Source organism: Streptomyces nymphaeiformis, from assembly GCF_014203895.1.
Taxonomy (GTDB): Bacteria; Actinomycetota; Actinomycetes; order Streptomycetales; family Streptomycetaceae; genus Streptomyces; species Streptomyces nymphaeiformis.
In genome coordinates this window covers 43147-58960 of sequence record NZ_JACHJY010000005.1, presented here as the reverse complement: position 1 = coordinate 58960, position 15814 = coordinate 43147, and the positions used below count along the sequence as shown (strand labels likewise).

General features: G+C 72.3%; 15 protein-coding genes. 11 read left to right on the top strand and 4 right to left on the bottom strand.

Features of this window, described 5'->3' with window-relative positions:
* Positions 1–21 precede the first annotated feature (21 nt).
* The 8 genes from GGE06_RS17840 to GGE06_RS17805 all read left to right on the top strand — a co-directional run bounded on the left by GGE06_RS17840 (position 22) and on the right by GGE06_RS17805 (position 10521).
* Positions 22–1944 (top strand): acyl-CoA dehydrogenase family protein, encoded by a 1923-nt coding sequence (locus tag GGE06_RS17840; RefSeq protein WP_184931262.1) that lies wholly within the window; start codon positions 22–24, stop codon positions 1942–1944.
* Between the two features lie 128 nt (positions 1945–2072).
* A complete protein-coding gene (aroA, locus tag GGE06_RS17835) occupies positions 2073–3308 on the top strand; it encodes a 3-phosphoshikimate 1-carboxyvinyltransferase (RefSeq protein WP_116158570.1) in 1236 nt (411 codons plus the stop codon).
* A 34-nt stretch (positions 3309–3342) separates the two neighbouring features.
* Entirely contained in the window at positions 3343–4593 is a 1251-nt protein-coding gene (dxr, locus tag GGE06_RS17830; RefSeq protein ID WP_184931261.1) for a 1-deoxy-D-xylulose-5-phosphate reductoisomerase, read from the top strand.
* A complete protein-coding gene (locus GGE06_RS17825; RefSeq protein WP_116158568.1) occupies positions 4590–5897 on the top strand; it encodes a M50 family metallopeptidase in 1308 nt (435 codons plus the stop codon). The genes dxr and GGE06_RS17825 overlap by 4 nt, the downstream gene beginning before the upstream one ends.
* A gap of 103 nt (positions 5898–6000) precedes the next feature.
* Complete coding sequence (ispG, locus tag GGE06_RS17820) at positions 6001–7158, top strand: flavodoxin-dependent (E)-4-hydroxy-3-methylbut-2-enyl-diphosphate synthase (protein WP_116158567.1); 1158 nt, start codon at positions 6001–6003, stop codon at positions 7156–7158.
* 156 nt (positions 7159–7314) lie between these two features.
* Complete coding sequence (locus GGE06_RS17815; protein WP_181924488.1) at positions 7315–8160, top strand: GNAT family N-acetyltransferase; 846 nt, start codon at positions 7315–7317, stop codon at positions 8158–8160.
* Between the two features lie 43 nt (positions 8161–8203).
* A complete protein-coding gene (locus GGE06_RS17810) occupies positions 8204–8749 on the top strand; it encodes a GNAT family N-acetyltransferase (RefSeq protein ID WP_116158566.1) in 546 nt (181 codons plus the stop codon).
* A gap of 71 nt (positions 8750–8820) precedes the next feature.
* Positions 8821–10521 carry a proline--tRNA ligase gene (locus GGE06_RS17805; protein ID WP_116158565.1) on the top strand — a complete coding sequence of 567 codons (1701 nt, stop codon included), beginning with the start codon at positions 8821–8823 and terminating at the stop codon, positions 10519–10521.
* Positions 10522–10855: 334 nt separating this feature from the next.
* Here GGE06_RS17805 and GGE06_RS17800 read toward each other — a convergent pair whose 3' ends face one another.
* The 4 genes from GGE06_RS17800 to GGE06_RS17785 are packed head-to-tail and all read right to left on the bottom strand — an operon-like array spanning position 10856 to position 13764.
* A complete protein-coding gene (locus tag GGE06_RS17800) occupies positions 10856–11767 on the bottom strand; it encodes a slipin family protein (protein ID WP_116158564.1) in 912 nt (303 codons plus the stop codon).
* A 45-nt stretch (positions 11768–11812) separates the two neighbouring features.
* Positions 11813–12712: an aminoglycoside phosphotransferase family protein gene (locus tag GGE06_RS17795; RefSeq protein ID WP_184931260.1), complete on the bottom strand. Its 900-nt coding sequence runs from the start codon at positions 12710–12712 to the stop codon at positions 11813–11815.
* 30 nt (positions 12713–12742) lie between these two features.
* On the bottom strand, positions 12743–13159 hold the full coding sequence (locus tag GGE06_RS17790) for a ferritin-like domain-containing protein (RefSeq protein WP_184931259.1): 417 nt from the start codon (positions 13157–13159) through the stop codon (positions 12743–12745).
* The gene (locus GGE06_RS17785) at positions 13156–13764 is read right to left on the bottom strand and encodes a hypothetical protein (protein WP_184931258.1); all 609 of its coding nucleotides are present in this window, start codon (positions 13762–13764) and stop codon (positions 13156–13158) included. Before GGE06_RS17785 ends, GGE06_RS17790 begins: the two co-directional genes overlap by 4 nt.
* Before the next feature lie 168 nt (positions 13765–13932).
* Here GGE06_RS17785 and rimP point away from each other — a divergent pair, with 168 nt between their 5' ends.
* From rimP to GGE06_RS17770, 3 genes are all read left to right on the top strand, one after another.
* Complete coding sequence (gene rimP / locus GGE06_RS17780) at positions 13933–14430, top strand: ribosome maturation factor RimP (protein ID WP_116158561.1); 498 nt, start codon at positions 13933–13935, stop codon at positions 14428–14430.
* Between the two features lie 2 nt (positions 14431–14432).
* Positions 14433–15428 (top strand): transcription termination factor NusA, encoded by a 996-nt coding sequence (gene nusA / locus GGE06_RS17775; protein WP_116158560.1) that lies wholly within the window; start codon positions 14433–14435, stop codon positions 15426–15428.
* A gap of 74 nt (positions 15429–15502) precedes the next feature.
* Positions 15503–15784 carry a YlxR family protein gene (locus GGE06_RS17770; protein WP_116158559.1) on the top strand — a complete coding sequence of 94 codons (282 nt, stop codon included), beginning with the start codon at positions 15503–15505 and terminating at the stop codon, positions 15782–15784.
* Positions 15785–15814: the final 30 nt, after the last annotated feature.

The window sequence follows — 15814 nt, the reverse complement described above, 5'->3', positions numbered from 1 at the left end:
AGGAAGCCCAAGGAGGTGTCCATGTCCGCACCCACCCAGCGGCCCAAGGTCACCGAGCGCGAGGCCCGGCAGGTCGCCGAGGCCGCGCGCGAGCGGGACTGGCGCAGACCGAGCTTCGCCAAGGAGCTGTTCCTCGGCCGCTTCCGCCTCGACCTCATCCACCCGCACCCGCTCCCCGCCGCCGAGGACGTCCGCCGCGGCGAGGCCTTCCTCGCCGTCCTCCGCGAGTTCTGCGAGACCCGGATCGACGGCGCCCGCATCGAACGCGAGGCCCGCATCCCCGACGAGACGATCGCCGGACTCAAGGAGATCGGCGCCCTCGGGATGAAGATCGACCCGAAGTACGGCGGGCTCGGCCTCACCCAGCTGTACTACAACCGGGCCCTCGCCCTCGTCGGCTCCGCCAGCCCCGCCGTCGGCGCCCTGCTCTCCGCGCATCAGTCGATCGGAGTACCGCAGCCGCTGAAACTCTTCGGCACCCAGGAGCAGAAGGACGCCTTCCTGCCCCGGCTCGCCCGCACCGACCTCTCGGCCTTCCTGCTCACCGAGCCCGACGTGGGCTCGGACCCGGCGCGCCTGGCCACCACCGCCGTGCCGGACGGGGACGCGTACGTCCTCGACGGCGTGAAGCTCTGGACCACCAACGGGGTCGTCGCCGACCTGCTCGTCGTCATGGCCCGCGTCCCCGCCGCCGAGGGCCACCCCGGCGGCATCACCGCCTTCGTCGTCGAGGCCGACGCGCCCGGCATCACCGTGGAGCACCGCAACGCCTTCATGGGCCTGCGCGGCCTGGAGAACGGCGTCACCCGCCTCCACCGGGTCCGGGTCCCCGCCGCCCACCGCATCGGCCCCGAGGGCGCCGGCCTCAAGATCGCCCTCACCACCCTCAACACCGGGCGGCTCTCCCTCCCCGCCGCGTGCGCGGGCGCCGCCAAATGGTGTCTGAAGATCGCCCGCGAATGGTCGGCGGAGCGCGAGCAGTGGGGCAGGCCGATCGCCCGCCACGAGGCCGTCGGCACCAAGATCTCCTTCATCGCGGCCACCGCCTTCGCCCTGGAGGCCGTCGTCGACCTCGCCTCCCAGCTGGCCGACGAGGACCGCAACGACATCCGCATCGAGGCCGCCCTCGCCAAGCTGTACGGCTCCGAGAAGGCCTGGCTGATCGCCGACGAACTCGTCCAGATCCGCGGCGGGCGCGGCTACGAGACCGCCGACTCGCTCGCCGCCCGCGGCGAACGGGCCGTCCCCGCGGAGCAGTTGCTCCGCGACCTGCGCATCAACCGGATCTTCGAGGGCTCCACCGAGATCATGCACCTGCTGATCGCCCGCGAGGCCGTCGACGCCCACCTCTCCGTCGCCGGCGACCTCATCGACCCCGAGAAGTCCCTCGGCGACAAGGCGCGGGCGGGCGCCCGGGCGGGCGGCTTCTACGCCCGCTGGCTCCCCGGACTCGTCACGGGCCCCGGACAGCTCCCCGGTTCGTACGGCGAGTTCGGCGCCCTGGCCGTCCACCTCCGGTACGTCGAGCGGACCTCCCGCAGGCTCGCCCGGTCCACCTTCTACGCGATGTCCCGCTGGCAGGGGCGCATGGAGCTCAAGCAGGCCTTCCTCGGGCGGATCGTCGACATCGGGGCGGAACTCTTCGCGATGAGCGCGGCGTGCGTCCGCGCGGAGCTGCTGCGCACGACGACGGACCACGGCGGCGAGGCGCGGCAACTGGCCGATGCCTTCTGCCGGCAGGCGCGCCTGCGGATCGAGGACCTCTTCCGCAGCCTCTGGTCCAACACGGACGACCTCGACCGGAGGATCGTCGACGGGGTGCTGGCCGGGCACTACGTCTGGCTGGAGGCGGGAATCGTGGACCCGAGCGACGGGGGCCCCTGGATCGCGGACGCCACCCCGGGCCCGTCGACCCGTCAGAACGTCCACCGAAAGCTCGACTGACGGCGCCCGCCCCCGTGGGCCTGCACGGCAGCGGGGCGGGCCCGGGGCGCCGCCCCGCGCCCGTCCCCGTCCCGTCCACCTGCCGGACGTCCCCGAGGCCCGTCCCCGGTGCGCGGCAGGATGGGGCCGTGACCGTCATCGACATCCCCGGTTCCAAGTCCGTCACCGCTCGCGCGCTGTTCCTCGCCGCCGCCGCGGAGGGCGTCACCACCCTGCTGCGTCCGCTCGTGTCGGACGACACGGAGGGGTTCGCCGAGGGGCTCGGTGCGCTCGGCTACGGCGTGCGCCGGGAGGCCGACGCCTGGCACATCGAGGGGCGGCCGGCCGGGCCGGGCGTGGAGACCGCCGACGTGTACTGCCGGGACGGCGCCACCACCGCCCGCTTCCTGCCGACCCTCGCCGCCGCCGGCCACGGAACGTACCGCTTCGACGCCTCCGCGCAGATGCGCCGCCGTCCCCTCGGGCCGCTCAGCACCGCCCTGCGCGAGCTCGGGGTCGACCTCCGGCACGGGGAGAAGGACGGTCACCACCCGCTCGACGTCCACGCCGCCGGCGTCAAGGGCGGGGCACTCACGCTCGACGCCGGCCAGTCCTCCCAGTACCTCACCGCGCTCCTCATGCTCGGCCCGCTCACCGCCGAGGGCCTCGACATCACCGTCACGGACCTGGTCTCGGAGCCGTACGTCGAGATCACGCTCGCGATGATGCGGGCCTTCGGGGCCGAGGTCCGGCTGGACGGCCGTACGTACCGGGTCGCGCCCACCGGCTACACCGCGCGGACGTACGGCATCGAGCCCGACGCCTCCACCGCCAGCTACTTCTTCGCGGCAGCCGCACTCGAGCCCGGCCGTTCCGTCACCGTTCCCGGCCTCGGGACCGGCGCCCTCCAGGGCGATCTGGCCTTCGTCGACGTACTGCGCCGCATGGGCGCCGACGTCGAGATCGGCGACACCGCCACCACCGTCCGCTCCACCGGCACCCTCCGCGGTCTCACCGTCAACATGCGCGACATCTCCGACACCATGCCGACCCTCGCCGCGATCGCGCCCTTCGCCGACGGCCCGGTCCGCATCGAGGACGTCGCGAACACCCGGGTGAAGGAGTGCGACCGGCTCGACGCCTGCGCCGAGAACCTGCGCCGTCTCGGGATCACCGTGCACACCGGTCCCGACTGGATCGAGATCCACCCCGGCACCCCGACCGGGCCCGTCGAGATCGCCACGCACGGCGACCACCGGATCGTCATGTCCTTCGCGGTCACGGGCCTGCGCACCCCCGGGATCACCTTCGACGACCCCGGCTGCGTGAAGAAGACCTTCCCCGACTTCCACCGCGTGTTCGACACGTTCACCCGCACCCCGTGAAGACCGCACGGTCTTTGCGGCAAGAATGGGGGGCATGAGCGACCGCCCCTCTCCTCTTGCCGACCCGCACATCGCCTTCGACGTCTCCGAAGGACGCCGGGACATCGTCGTCCTCGGCTCGACCGGGTCCATCGGCACCCAGGCCATCGACCTGGTGCTGCGCAACCCCGACCGGTTCCGGGTCACCGCCCTCGCCGCCTCCGGCGGCCGGATCGGGCTGCTCGCCGAGCAGGCGCACCGACTGAAGGTCCGGACGGTCGCGGTCGCCCGCGAGGACGCGGTCGAGGAACTGCGTACGGCCCTGAAGGCCCTGTACGGCTCCGAGCCCCTGCCCGAGATCCTCGCGGGCCCGGACGCGGCCACCCAGGTCGCCGCGTCCCCGTGCCACACCGTCCTCAACGGCATCACCGGCTCCATCGGCCTCGCGCCCACCCTCGCCGCCCTCGAAGCCGGCCGCACCCTCGCCCTCGCCAACAAGGAGTCGCTGATCGTCGGCGGCCCCCTGGTGAAGGCGCTCGCCAAGCCGGGCCAGATCATCCCGGTCGACTCCGAGCACGCGGCCCTGTTCCAGGCGCTCGCCGCCGGCACCCGCGCCGACGTCCGCAAGCTGGTCGTGACGGCCTCCGGCGGCCCCTTCCGCGGCCGTACGCGCGAGCAGCTGGCCCATGTCACCCGCGAGGACGCGCTCGCGCACCCGACCTGGGCCATGGGCCCGGTCATCACGATCAACAGCGCCACCCTGGTGAACAAGGGCCTGGAGGTCATCGAGGCCCATCTGCTCTACGACATCCCGTTCGACCGCATCGAGGTCGTCGTCCATCCGCAGTCGTACGTCCACTCGATGGTCGAGTTCACGGACGGCTCCACGCTCGCCCAGGCCACCCCGCCGGACATGCGCGGCCCGATCGCCATCGGCATCGGCTGGCCCGAGCGGGTCCCGGACGCGGCCCCCGCCTTCGACTGGACCAAGGCCTCCACCTGGGAGTTCTTCCCGCTCGACACCGAGGCCTTCCCGTCCGTCGGCCTGGCCCGGCACGTCGGCGAGCTGGGCGGCACCGCCCCCGCCGTCTTCAACGCCGCGAACGAGGAGTGCGTCGAGGCGTTTCTCGCCGGACGCCTGCCGTTCAACGGAATCATGGATACGGTCACTGCGGTCGTCACCGAACACGGGCAGCCCACCAAGGGAACTTCGCTCACGGTGTCGGACGTCCTCGAAGCGGAGACCTGGGCACGGGCCCGGGCCCGAGAGCTCGCAGCGAAGGCAACAGCGGAGGCCCGCGCATGACCGAAATGCTCCTGTACGCCCTGGGCATCGTGCTGTTCGCCCTGGGCCTCCTCGTGTCCATCGCGTGGCACGAGCTCGGCCACCTCTCCACGGCCAAGCTGTTCGGCATCCGCGTCCCGCAGTACATGGTCGGCTTCGGCCCCACGATCTGGTCGCGGAAGCGCGGCGAGACCGAGTACGGCATCAAGGCCATCCCGGCCGGCGGCTACATCCGCATGATCGGCATGTTCCCGCCCGGCGAGGACGGCAAGATCGAGGCCCGCTCCACCTCGCCGTGGCGCTCGATGATCGAGGACGCCCGCGAGGCCTCGTACGAGGAGCTCCTGCCCGGCGACGAGACGCGGCTGTTCTACACGCGCAAGCCGTGGAAGCGCGTCATCGTGATGTTCGCCGGACCGTTCATGAACCTGGTCCTGGCGGCGGTGCTGTTCTTCGGCTCGATGATGACGCTCGGCATCGAGGGCCAGACGACCCAGGTCGCCGGCGTCCAGAAGTGCGTCATCAAGCAGAGCGAGAAGCGCGACACGTGCAAGGCGGGCGACCCCGTCTCCCCGGCGTTCAAGGCCGGCCTGAAGGACGGCGACAAGATCGTCGCGTTCAACGGCGCGCCGGTGTCCGACTGGGACACCCTGTCCGACCGCATCCGCCACACGATCGGCCCCGCCACGGTCACCGTCGAGCGGGCCGGACAGCGCATCGACCTGCACCCGACGCTGGTCTCCAACAGCGTTCCGAAGAAGGACGCGGACGGCAAGGTCGTCCAGCCGGTGACGTACGTCGACGCCGGCTACCTCGGCTTCGCCTCCAAGACCGAGGTCGCGCCCCTCAGCTTCGGCGAGACCACCGAGCGCATGACCGACCTCATGGAGAACGGCGTCCACTCGGTGATCGCCCTCCCCGGCAAGATCCCCGGCCTCTGGGACGCCACCTTCGGCGACGGCGAGCGCGCCGAGGACTCGCCGGTCGGTGTGGTCGGCGCGGCCAGGATCACCGGCGAGCTGATGACCGTCGAGGCACCGAAGACGACGATCCTCGTGATGTTCATGAACCTGCTGGTCATGTTCAACGTCTCGCTGTTCCTGTTCAACATGCTCCCGCTGCTGCCGCTCGACGGCGGACACATCGCGGGCGCCCTGTGGGAGTCCCTGCGCCGTCACGTCGCCCGGATCTTCAAGCGCCCCGACCCCGGCCCGTTCGACGTGGCCAAGCTGATGCCCGCCGCATACGTGGTGGCCGGCGTCTTCGTCTGCTTCACCCTGCTCGTGCTCGCCGCCGACATCGTCAACCCGGTGAAGATCACGTAGCTCCCAGGGGGGCCGCACCCGGTGGTGTCCGGCCCCCCGTCCCCGGGGCGGTAACCTCGGAACCCTGAGCCCGCCGACGCACAACCTTGAGGTTGCACTTCAGATGACCGCGATTTCTCTCGGTATCCCGACCGTTCCGACCCGGCTCGCCGAGCGGCGCAAGAGCCGCCAGATCCAGGTCGGCAGCGTGGCCGTCGGCGGTGACGCGCCCGTCTCCGTCCAGTCGATGACGACGACCCGCACCTCCGACATCGGCGCCACGCTCCAGCAGATCGCCGAGCTGACCGCCTCCGGCTGCCAGATCGTGCGCGTGGCCTGCCCGACCCAGGACGACGCCGACGCGCTCGCCACGATCGCCCGGAAGTCCTCCATCCCGGTCATCGCGGACATCCACTTCCAGCCGAAGTACGTCTTCGCCGCGATCGACGCCGGCTGCGCGGCCGTCCGCGTCAACCCCGGCAACATCAAGCAGTTCGACGACAAGGTCAAGGAGATCGCCAAGGCGGCCTCCGACGCCGGCACCCCGATCCGGATCGGCGTCAACGCCGGCTCGCTCGACGCCCGCCTCCTGAAGAAGTACGGCCGGGCCACCCCCGAGGCGCTCGTCGAGTCCGCCCTCTGGGAGGCGTCCCTCTTCGAGGAGCACGGCTTCCGCGACATCAAGATCTCGGTCAAGCACAACGACCCGGTGATCATGGTCGAGGCCTACCGCCAGCTCGCCGCCCAGTGCGACTACCCGCTGCACCTCGGCGTCACCGAGGCGGGCCCGGCCTTCCAGGGCACCATCAAGTCGGCCGTCGCCTTCGGCGCCCTGCTCTCCCAGGGCATCGGCGACACCATCCGCGTCTCCCTCTCCGCGCCGCCGGCCGAGGAGATCAAGGTCGGCATGCAGATCCTGGAGTCGCTGAACCTGCGCCAGCGCCGCCTGGAGATCGTCTCCTGCCCGTCCTGCGGCCGCGCCCAGGTCGACGTCTACAAGCTCGCCGAGGAGGTCACCGCCGGCCTCGACGGCATGACCGTCCCGCTGCGCGTCGCCGTCATGGGCTGCGTCGTCAACGGCCCGGGCGAGGCCCGCGAGGCCGACCTCGGCGTCGCCTCCGGCAACGGCAAGGGCCAGATCTTCGTGAAGGGCGAGGTCATCAAGACCGTCCCCGAGTCGAAGATCGTCGAGACCCTCATCGAGGAAGCCCTCAAGATCGCCGAGCAGATGGAGAAGGACGGCGTCGCCAGCGGCGAGCCGACGGTCGCCATCGCCGGCTGACCCCGCGCGACGAGAAGCCCCTCCACCCCCACCGGGCGGAGGGGCTTCTCGCGTGCCGCGGAGGCCGCCTCCGGGACCAACGAGCGAACCGAGTCCGAGAAAGGGACACGGGGGTACAGTGCGGAGACCAGCAGATCCGTCCCGTGAGGCCCCCTCGTGCTGACAGAGACCACCACTCGGGTCCTCGAACCCGCCGACCTCGGCGCCGCACTCGCCGTCCTGGAGAGCGCCCCCGTCGAGAACGCCTTCGTGACCGCCCGCGTCCAGGTCGCCGGGCTCGACCCCTGGCGCCTCGGCGGCGAGATGTGGGGCTGGTACACCGAGGGCAGACTGCGCTCGCTCTGCTACTCCGGCGCCAACCTCGTCCCCATCTGCGCCACCCCCGAGGCCGTCCGCGCCTTCGCCGACCGGGCCCGCAGGATCGGCCGCCGCTGCTCCTCGATCGTCGGCCCCGCCGAGGCCACCGGCGAGCTGTGGCGGCTCCTGGAGCCGCACTGGGGCCCCGCGAGGGACGTCAGGGCCCACCAGCCGCTCATGGTCGCCGAGGAGCCCTCCGCGACGGTCACGCCCGATCCGCTGGTCCGCCGCGTCCGCAAGGACGAGATGGAGGCGATCATGCCTGCCTGCGTGGCCATGTTCACCGAGGAGGTCGGCGTCTCCCCGCTCGCCAACGACGGCGGACTGCTCTACCAGGCCCGCGTCGCCGAACTCGTCGGCTCCGGCCGCTCCTTCGCCCGCATCGAGGACGGCAAGGTCGTCTTCAAGGCCGAGATCGGCGCCGCCACCCGCCAGGCCTGCCAGATCCAGGGCGTCTGGGTCGCCCCGGAGCACCGCGGCAAGCGCCTCTCCGAGACCGGCATGGCCGCCGTCCTCCGGTACGCCCTCGCCGACGTCGCCCCCGTCGTCAGCCTCTACGTCAACGACTACAACACCCCGGCGAGGGCCGCGTACCGCCGCGTCGGCTTCCGCGAGACCGGCGCCTTCATGAGCGTCCTGTTCTGAACGCGCTGTCCGGATGCGGGCGGTCGCTTGTAGGGTGCGCCGCATGGATGACGCTGAGGTCGTGATCGGTCCGGTCAATCTCGCCGCCCGGGTGGACGAGGCCCTCGCCGTGCAGGCGGTCGCCTTCGGCCTGGACGCCGGCGAGGTCGCCGTACGCCGCCACATCGTGCTGCGCCACCTCCTCAGCCCCGGCGCCCGCGCCTATGGGGCCACGACCCCCGACGGGCGGCTCGTCGGCTTCGTGTACGGGATGCCCAACGACCGCACCCACTGGTGGTCCACCGTCGTCGAGACGTACCTGCGGGCCACCGGCACCGCCGACTGGCTCGACGACTCCTTCGTCATCACCGAGCTCCACGTCCACCCCGCCTTCCAGGGCCGCGGCGTCGGGCGCGAGCTGATCACCACCCTCACCGACGGCGCCGCCGAGCCGCGCTCGATCCTCTCCGCGATCGACACCGAGAGCCCCGCCCGCGGCCTCTACCGGGCCCTCGGCTACGTCGACCTCGCCCGGCAGGTCCACTTCCCGAGCGCCCCCCGCCCGTACGCCGTCATGGGCGCCCCGCTGCCGCTCAAGCGCCGGAACTGATTTCTCCTGCCAGGGGCGGCCCGGCTAACCTCGGGGCCATCACCGTCCGTCCCTTCAGGAGTACGAGAACCATGGCCAACGCACCGGTCCAGCGCATGTCCCAGTTGATGGCGAAGACGCTGCGCGACGACCCGGCGGACGCCGAGGTCCTCAGCCACAAGCTCCTCGTCCGCGCCGGCTACGTCCGCCGCACCGCCGCCGGCATCTGGAGCTGGCTGCCGCTGGGCAAGAAGGTCCTCAACAACGTCGAGCGGATCGTCCGCGAGGAGATGGACGCCATCGGCGCGCAGGAGGTCACCCTGCCCGCGCTGCTGCCCCGCGAGCCCTACGAGGCCACCGGCCGCTGGGACGAGTACGGCGCCGAGCTCTTCCGCCTCCAGGACCGCAAGGGCGGCGACTACCTCCTCGGCCCGACCCACGAGGAGATCTTCACCCTCCTGGTCAAGGACCAGTGCTCGTCCTACAAGGACCTGCCGGTGATCCTCTACCAGATCCAGAACAAGTTCCGCGACGAGGCCCGCCCCCGCGCCGGCATCCTCCGCGGCCGCGAGTTCCTCATGAAGGACTCGTACTCCTTCGACACCGAGGACGAGGGCCTCGCCCAGTCCTACGCCCTGCACCGCCAGGCCTACCAGCGCGTCTTCGAGCGCCTCGGCCTCGACTACCGCATCGTCGCCGCCACGGCCGGCGCGATGGGCGGCTCGAAGTCCGAGGAGTTCCTCGCCCCCGCCGAGGCCGGCGAGGACACCTTCGCCGACTGCCCGAACTGCGACTTCGCGGCGAACACCGAGGCCGTCTCCTACGAGCTGCAGCCCGTCGACGGCTCCGCCGTCCCGGCCGCCGAGGAGATCCCCACCCCGGACACCCCCACCATCGAGACCCTCGCCGCCTCGCTCGGCGTCCCGGCCTCCGCCACCCTCAAGAACCTCCTGGTGAAGGTCGACGGCGAGATCGTCGCCGTCGGCGTGCCCGGCGACCGCGAGGTCGACATGGGCAAGGTCGAGGACCACTTCGCCCCGGCGACCGTCGAGATGGTCACCGAGAACGACTTCGCCGAGCGCCCCGACCTGGTCCGCGGCTACGTCGGCCCGCAGGGCCTCGGCAAGGTGAAGTACCTCGCCGACCCGCGCGTCGCCCCCGGCACCTCCTGGATCACCGGTGCCAACAAGGACGGCATGCACGCGAAGAACGTCGTCGCGGGCCGTGACTTCGAGGTCGAGGAGTACGTCGACGTCGTCGTCGTCCAGGAGGGCGACCCGTGCCCCAAGTGCGGCACCGGCCTCAAGCTGGACCGCGCCATCGAGATCGGCCACATCTTCCAGCTCGGCCGCAAGTACGCCGACGCCCTCAAGCTCGACGTCCTCGGCCAGAACGGCAAGCCGGTCCGCGTGACCATGGGCTCGTACGGCATCGGCGTCTCCCGCGCGGTCGCGGCGCTCGCCGAGCAGACCGCCGACGAGAAGGGCCTGTGCTGGCCCGCCGAGGTCGCCCCGGCCGACGTCCACGTCGTGGCGGCGGGCAAGGCGCTCCAGACGGAGCTGGCCCTCGAGGTCTCGGAGAAGCTCTCCGCGGCCGGCCTGCGCGTCCTCGTCGACGACCGCGCGGGCGTCTCCCCGGGCGTCAAGTTCACCGACGCGGAGCTCATGGGCGTCCCGAAGATCCTCGTCGCGGGCCGCCGGGCCGGCGAGGGCGTCGTGGAACTGAAGGACCGCCGCACGGGCGACCGCGAGGAACTGACGGTCGCGGAGGCCCTGGCCCGCCTCACGGCGTAACCCGAAGGCACGGGGCCCTTCACCGGGCCCCGCGCCCGTGTGGGCCCGCGCCCGGCGGGGCGGTGCCCACCCCCGTGTGGGCAATCGTCCCGCAGGGCGGGACGGGTGGGCACACGGGACGGCGCCCCTAGCGGCGCCTCCGCGTTCCGAGCCTGGACCCGCACCACCAGGGCGCCGTCACTCGTGGTGCGGGTCAGGGCGCGGGAGCCTCTGACGCCGGCAAGGGCGCCGTCCCGTTGCGCCCACCCTCCCCCAAGCTCTCGGCTTCGCTCGAGCAGGGGGACCCCCCCCTCGCCCCAGCGGAACGCATGCCCACAACGGGGCGGGCATGGGCTCACGCGGTGTCGGCGTCCCGAGGGACCGGGTCCACCGAGGAGCCCGTCAGGTCCTCGATCGCGTCGGCCGCCGCCGCGCGGCCCTTCAGGTACGCCTCGCTCAGCGGCGGTGCCGGCTCCGGTGCCGCCACCGGCTCCGTCTCCGGGGCCCCCGGCGTCGCCCGCTCCAGGAACCGCAGCAGTTCCACCGGAATCGGCAGGACCAGCGTCGAGTTCTTCTCCGCGGACACCGCCATCACCGTCTGCAGCAGCCGGAGCTGCAGCGCCGCCGGCTGGTCCGACATGACCCCCGCCGCCTCCGCGAGCTTCTTCGAGGCCTGGAGCTCCGCGTCCGCGTTGATCACGCGCGCCCGCCGCTCCCGGTCCGCCTCGGCCTGCCGGGCCATGGAGCGCTTCATCGTCTCCGGCAGCGACACGTCCTTGATCTCGACCCGGTCGATCGCGACGCCCCAGCCCATCGCCGGGCTGTCGAGCATCAGTTCAAGGCCCTGGTTGAGCTTCTCGCGGTTGGACAGCAGGTCGTCGAGGTCGCTCTTGCCGATGATCGACCGCAGCGAGGTCTGCGCCATCTGCGAGACCGCGAACTTGTAGTCCTCGACCCGCACCAGCGCGTCCGCCGCGTCGACCACCTTGAAGTAGACGACCGCGTCGACCCGTACCGTCACGTTGTCCCGGGTGATGCCCTCCTGCGCGGGCACGGGCATCGTGACGATCTGCATGTTCACCTTGTGCAGGCGGTCGACGACCGGGACGATCATCGTGAAGCCGGGGGAGCGGATGTCGTCGCGCAGCCGCCCGAAGCGGAAGACGACACCGCGCTCGTACTGCTTGACCACCCGCGCCGCCGCGCCCGCGTACACCGCGGCCGCCGCGGCCGCGCCGGCCGCCGCCATCAGCAGCTCTTGGATCATCACGGCCCCCTGGATCGAGCCGAACCGTACAAAAAGGGTATTCCCTTACAGCCAGCTCGCGAACTCCAGAAGCAGCTCCGCGTCCTGCCGCCGCCCCGCCGTCAGCGCCCGCGTCCCCGACTCGACCGCGCGGAACAGCGTCCAGCCGCGCAGCCGCTCCCGGTCCAGGTCCAGGGAGTCCGCCAGCTTGTTGACCCGCCGCCGGGCCGCCGAGGCGCCGGAGGACGCGGCCACCAGGTCCTCGACCCGGTCCCGTACGAGCCGCGCGAGGTCGTACGCCCGCTCGCCGACCAGCGGCTCGGGGCCCACGGCCAGCCACGGGGTCCGGTCGCCGGCGAGCACCTTGCCCTGTCGGAAGTTCCCGTGCAGCAGCACCGTCTCCGTGTCGGCCGCCACCAGCTCCTCGCGGGCGGCGAGCGCCGCCGCCGTCAGCTCCGCGGTCGCCGCGTCCTCGCGGTACGGCTCCATCGCCCGCGCCTGCCGGGCCGTCCGCTCCGCCGCCGTCTCGAAACCGTGCCCCTCCGGGGGTTCGACCCACAGCTTCCGTACGGTGCCCGCCGCCTCCAGGAGCGACTTCGCCTCCGGCAGGGAGCGCAGCGAGACCTCGGGGTGCAGCCGTTCGAGGACGAGCGCGCCCTCCCCGGCCTCGTCGAGGAGCTGGACCGCGCCCCAGCCGTTCCAGTGCGCCAGAGCGTCCCGCTCCAGGTCGGGGCGGGTGAACGGCGGTGCGATCTTGAGCGCGGCGGGGGAGCCGTCGGAGCGCCGGACGAGCACGACCAGGCTGCTCCGTCCGCCGGGGGCCATCACCCGTTCGGCGTCCAGCGACGCGCGGTCGAGCACCGTGCCGACGAGCTCGGGCAGCTTCCCGAGCCACTCGGCCGCCGCGGCGTCCCCGTACGTCTCACCGAGCGTCCTGGCCAGTCGCTGCGGCGGTTCGAAACCCATGCGTACGTTGTTCCTTCGGTCGGGACGGGACTACACCCGCTCGGCGAGCCCAGGAAAGGTTACGTCGGTGCCGCGCCAGCGGACGGCGCGTACCGCCGCCTCCCGGAGCGCGGCGGCCGCCTCGCCGCGCGCGCGGCCCTCGGTGGCGCGGACGAGGTCGGAGTAGACCCCGGCCACCCGGTCCTCCAGGACCGCCGCGAGCCGCACCGCGCCGGCCCGGTCCGCGACGGCGAACGGCAGCTCGTACGCGGCCTCCGCCGCCACCGGCGTCCCGCCGAGGTCCCGTATCGTCCGGCGCAGCCCGTCCCGCCTGGCCCGGTGCGCCTCGTACGCGGCGGTGGCCTCGGCCCGCCGCTCGGTGCCGATCCGACCGCCGACGACCCCGTACCCGTACACCGCGGCGTGCTCGGCGGCCAGCGCGGCCTGGGTCGCGTCGAGGGCGCTCATGCCCGGGCTCCTTCGGTCAGCAGATAGGCGTGCGCGGCGCCCGCCGCCGCGACGGAGGCGAGCAGCCGGGCGTACTCGGGCGGGGCGGTGAGCAGCGCGGCCGCGTGCCCGTCGGCGGCGGACCGCTCGGCGGCGGCGAGCTCCCTGAGGGCGGCCCGGGGGTCGGCCGCCACCCGTACGGCCCCGGGGGAGGCGACGGGATTCGCGGAGCCGGATGCGGAGGCGGATGCGGCAGGGGTGGCGGGGCCCGCGGGCTCGGCGGCCGAGACGCCCGTGCCCGGCGTCCTCCCGGGCGCGGGGGACGCGGTCCCGCCCTCCCCGAGCGCCTTCGCGTGTGCCGCCACCGCGCCCCGCAGCGGCGTCAGCCGGGGGGTCAGGGTCGGGTGGGCGGCGAGCGTCGCGTCGTAACGTTCCAGCAGGCTCCGCGCCACTGTCACCGAGCGCAGCCGCAGGGCCGCCTCGGCGCGCGCCACCCGTTCGGCCTCCCGTTCGGCGGCGCTCGGCCGCCGGGGCTGCCCGCCGGGCGCGGAGGTGCAGCCCGCGAGGGCGGCCGCCCCCGCCGCGGCGCCCGCCACCAGGACCGCACGCCTGCCCGTCGTCGTCACGCCTTCTCCCTCGGCTGCCGTCCGTCGTCGAAGATCGTCGAGATCACCGCAGGCGAGCGTACCCGCGGGCCTCGGGGCGATGGACGGCAACACCCTCCCGGACCGGATACCCTTTGTGCTGACACGCGACGAACCCACAACAGCACACGCGGCCGAGGAGTCACCCGGATGAGCACCACCCAGAGCGACAGGCTGCGCGGACTCGTGGAGCCGCTCGTCGCCGCGAAGGACCTGGATCTGGAAGAGATCGAGGTGTCCCGGGCCGGCCGCCGCGGACTGCTGCGGATCGTCGTCGACTCGGACGAGGGCGTGGAGCTGGACGTCTGCGCCGAGCTGAGCCGCGAGATCTCCGAGAAGCTCGACGAGACCGACGCGATGGGCGACGGCGAGTACGTTCTCGAAGTCAGCTCCCCCGGCGCCGAGCGCCCCCTCACCGAGCGCCGCCACTACGTGCGCGCCACCGGCCGCCTGGCCAAGCTTCAGCTGGTCGAGGGCGGGGACCTGGTCGCGCGCATTCTCGCCGTGGACGAGGACGGCCTCGACATGGAGGTGCCGGGCGTGAAGGGGCGCAAGCCCACCGCCCGCCGGGTCGCTTTCGCCGACATCGCCAAGGCGCGTGTCGAGATCGAGTTCAACCGCAAGGACAAGAAGGAAGAGGAGGCGTAGCCGTGGACATCGACGTGAAGCTCCTGAAGGGCTTGGCACAGGAGAAGGACATCTCCTTCGAGATGCTGGTCGAGGCGATCGAGTCGGCCCTCCTCATCGCGTACCACCGCACCCCCGACGCCCGCCGCCACGCGCGCGTGGAGCTGAACCGGGCCACCGGCCACGTGACGGTGTGGGCGAAGGAGGACCCCTCCGACCTGGAGGAGGGCCAGGAGCCCAAGGACTTCGACGACACCCCGTCGGACTTCGGCCGGATCGCGGCGAGCACCGCCCGCCAGGTCATCCAGCAGCGGCTGCGGGACGCCGAGAACGACGTGACCTTCGGCGAGTACGCGCGCCGCGAGGGCGACGTCGTCGCCGGTGTGGTGCAGCAGGGCAAGGACCCGAAGAACGTCCTCGTCAAGCTGGACGACAAGCTGGAGGCCATCCTTCCGGTGCAGGAGCAGGTGCCGGGCGAGGAGTACACGCACGGTCTGCGGCTGCGCACGTACGTCGTCCGGGTGGCGAAGGGCGTCCGCGGTCCGTCCGTCACCCTCTCGCGCACGCACCCCAACCTGGTGAAGAAGCTCTTCGCCCTGGAGGTGCCGGAGATCGCCGACGGTTCGGTCGAGATCGCGGCCATCGCCCGTGAGGCCGGTCACCGCACCAAGATCGCCGTCCGTTCCACCCGTTCGGGCCTGAACCCCAAGGGCGCCTGCATCGGCCCGATGGGCAGCCGCGTCCGCAACGTGATGGCGGAGCTGCTCGGCGAGAAGATCGACATCGTCGACTGGTCGGACGACCCGGCCGAGATGGTGGCGAACGCGCTGTCCCCGGCGCGGGTCTCCAAGGTCGAGATCGTCGACCTCGCCGCCCGTTCCGCCCGTGTGACGGTGCCGGACTACCAGCTGTCGCTGGCGATCGGCAAGGAGGGCCAGAACGCCCGCCTCGCCGCGCGCCTCACCGGCTGGCGGATCGACATCCGTCCGGACACGGAGCCGGCCGAGCAGCGGGACTGAGACCGTTTTTGGCCAACAACTGTTCGATTCTTGCCCCAAACGGGTGGGGTCGGTACGGGGAGGTAGACTTAACCGTGTCTGGCCGGACGCATGCCTGCGCGTGCCCTGAGCGAACCTGTGTGGGATGCCGGGAGCGAGCGGCCAAGAGCGATCTGCTGCGGATCGTGATGAACAAGGACGAGTGTGTTCCTGATCATCGCGGTACGCTGCCCGGCCGGGGTGCGTACCTGCACCCCGCCGTGGTCTGTCTCGACCTGGCGGTACGCCGTCGGGCTTTCCCGAGGGCCTTCAAGGTCCAGGGACCGCTCGACACCGAGGCGCTCCGCCACCACGTCGAGCAGTCGGCACCGCAGTGAACAAGATGTACGGCACGGAACACCGTGCGG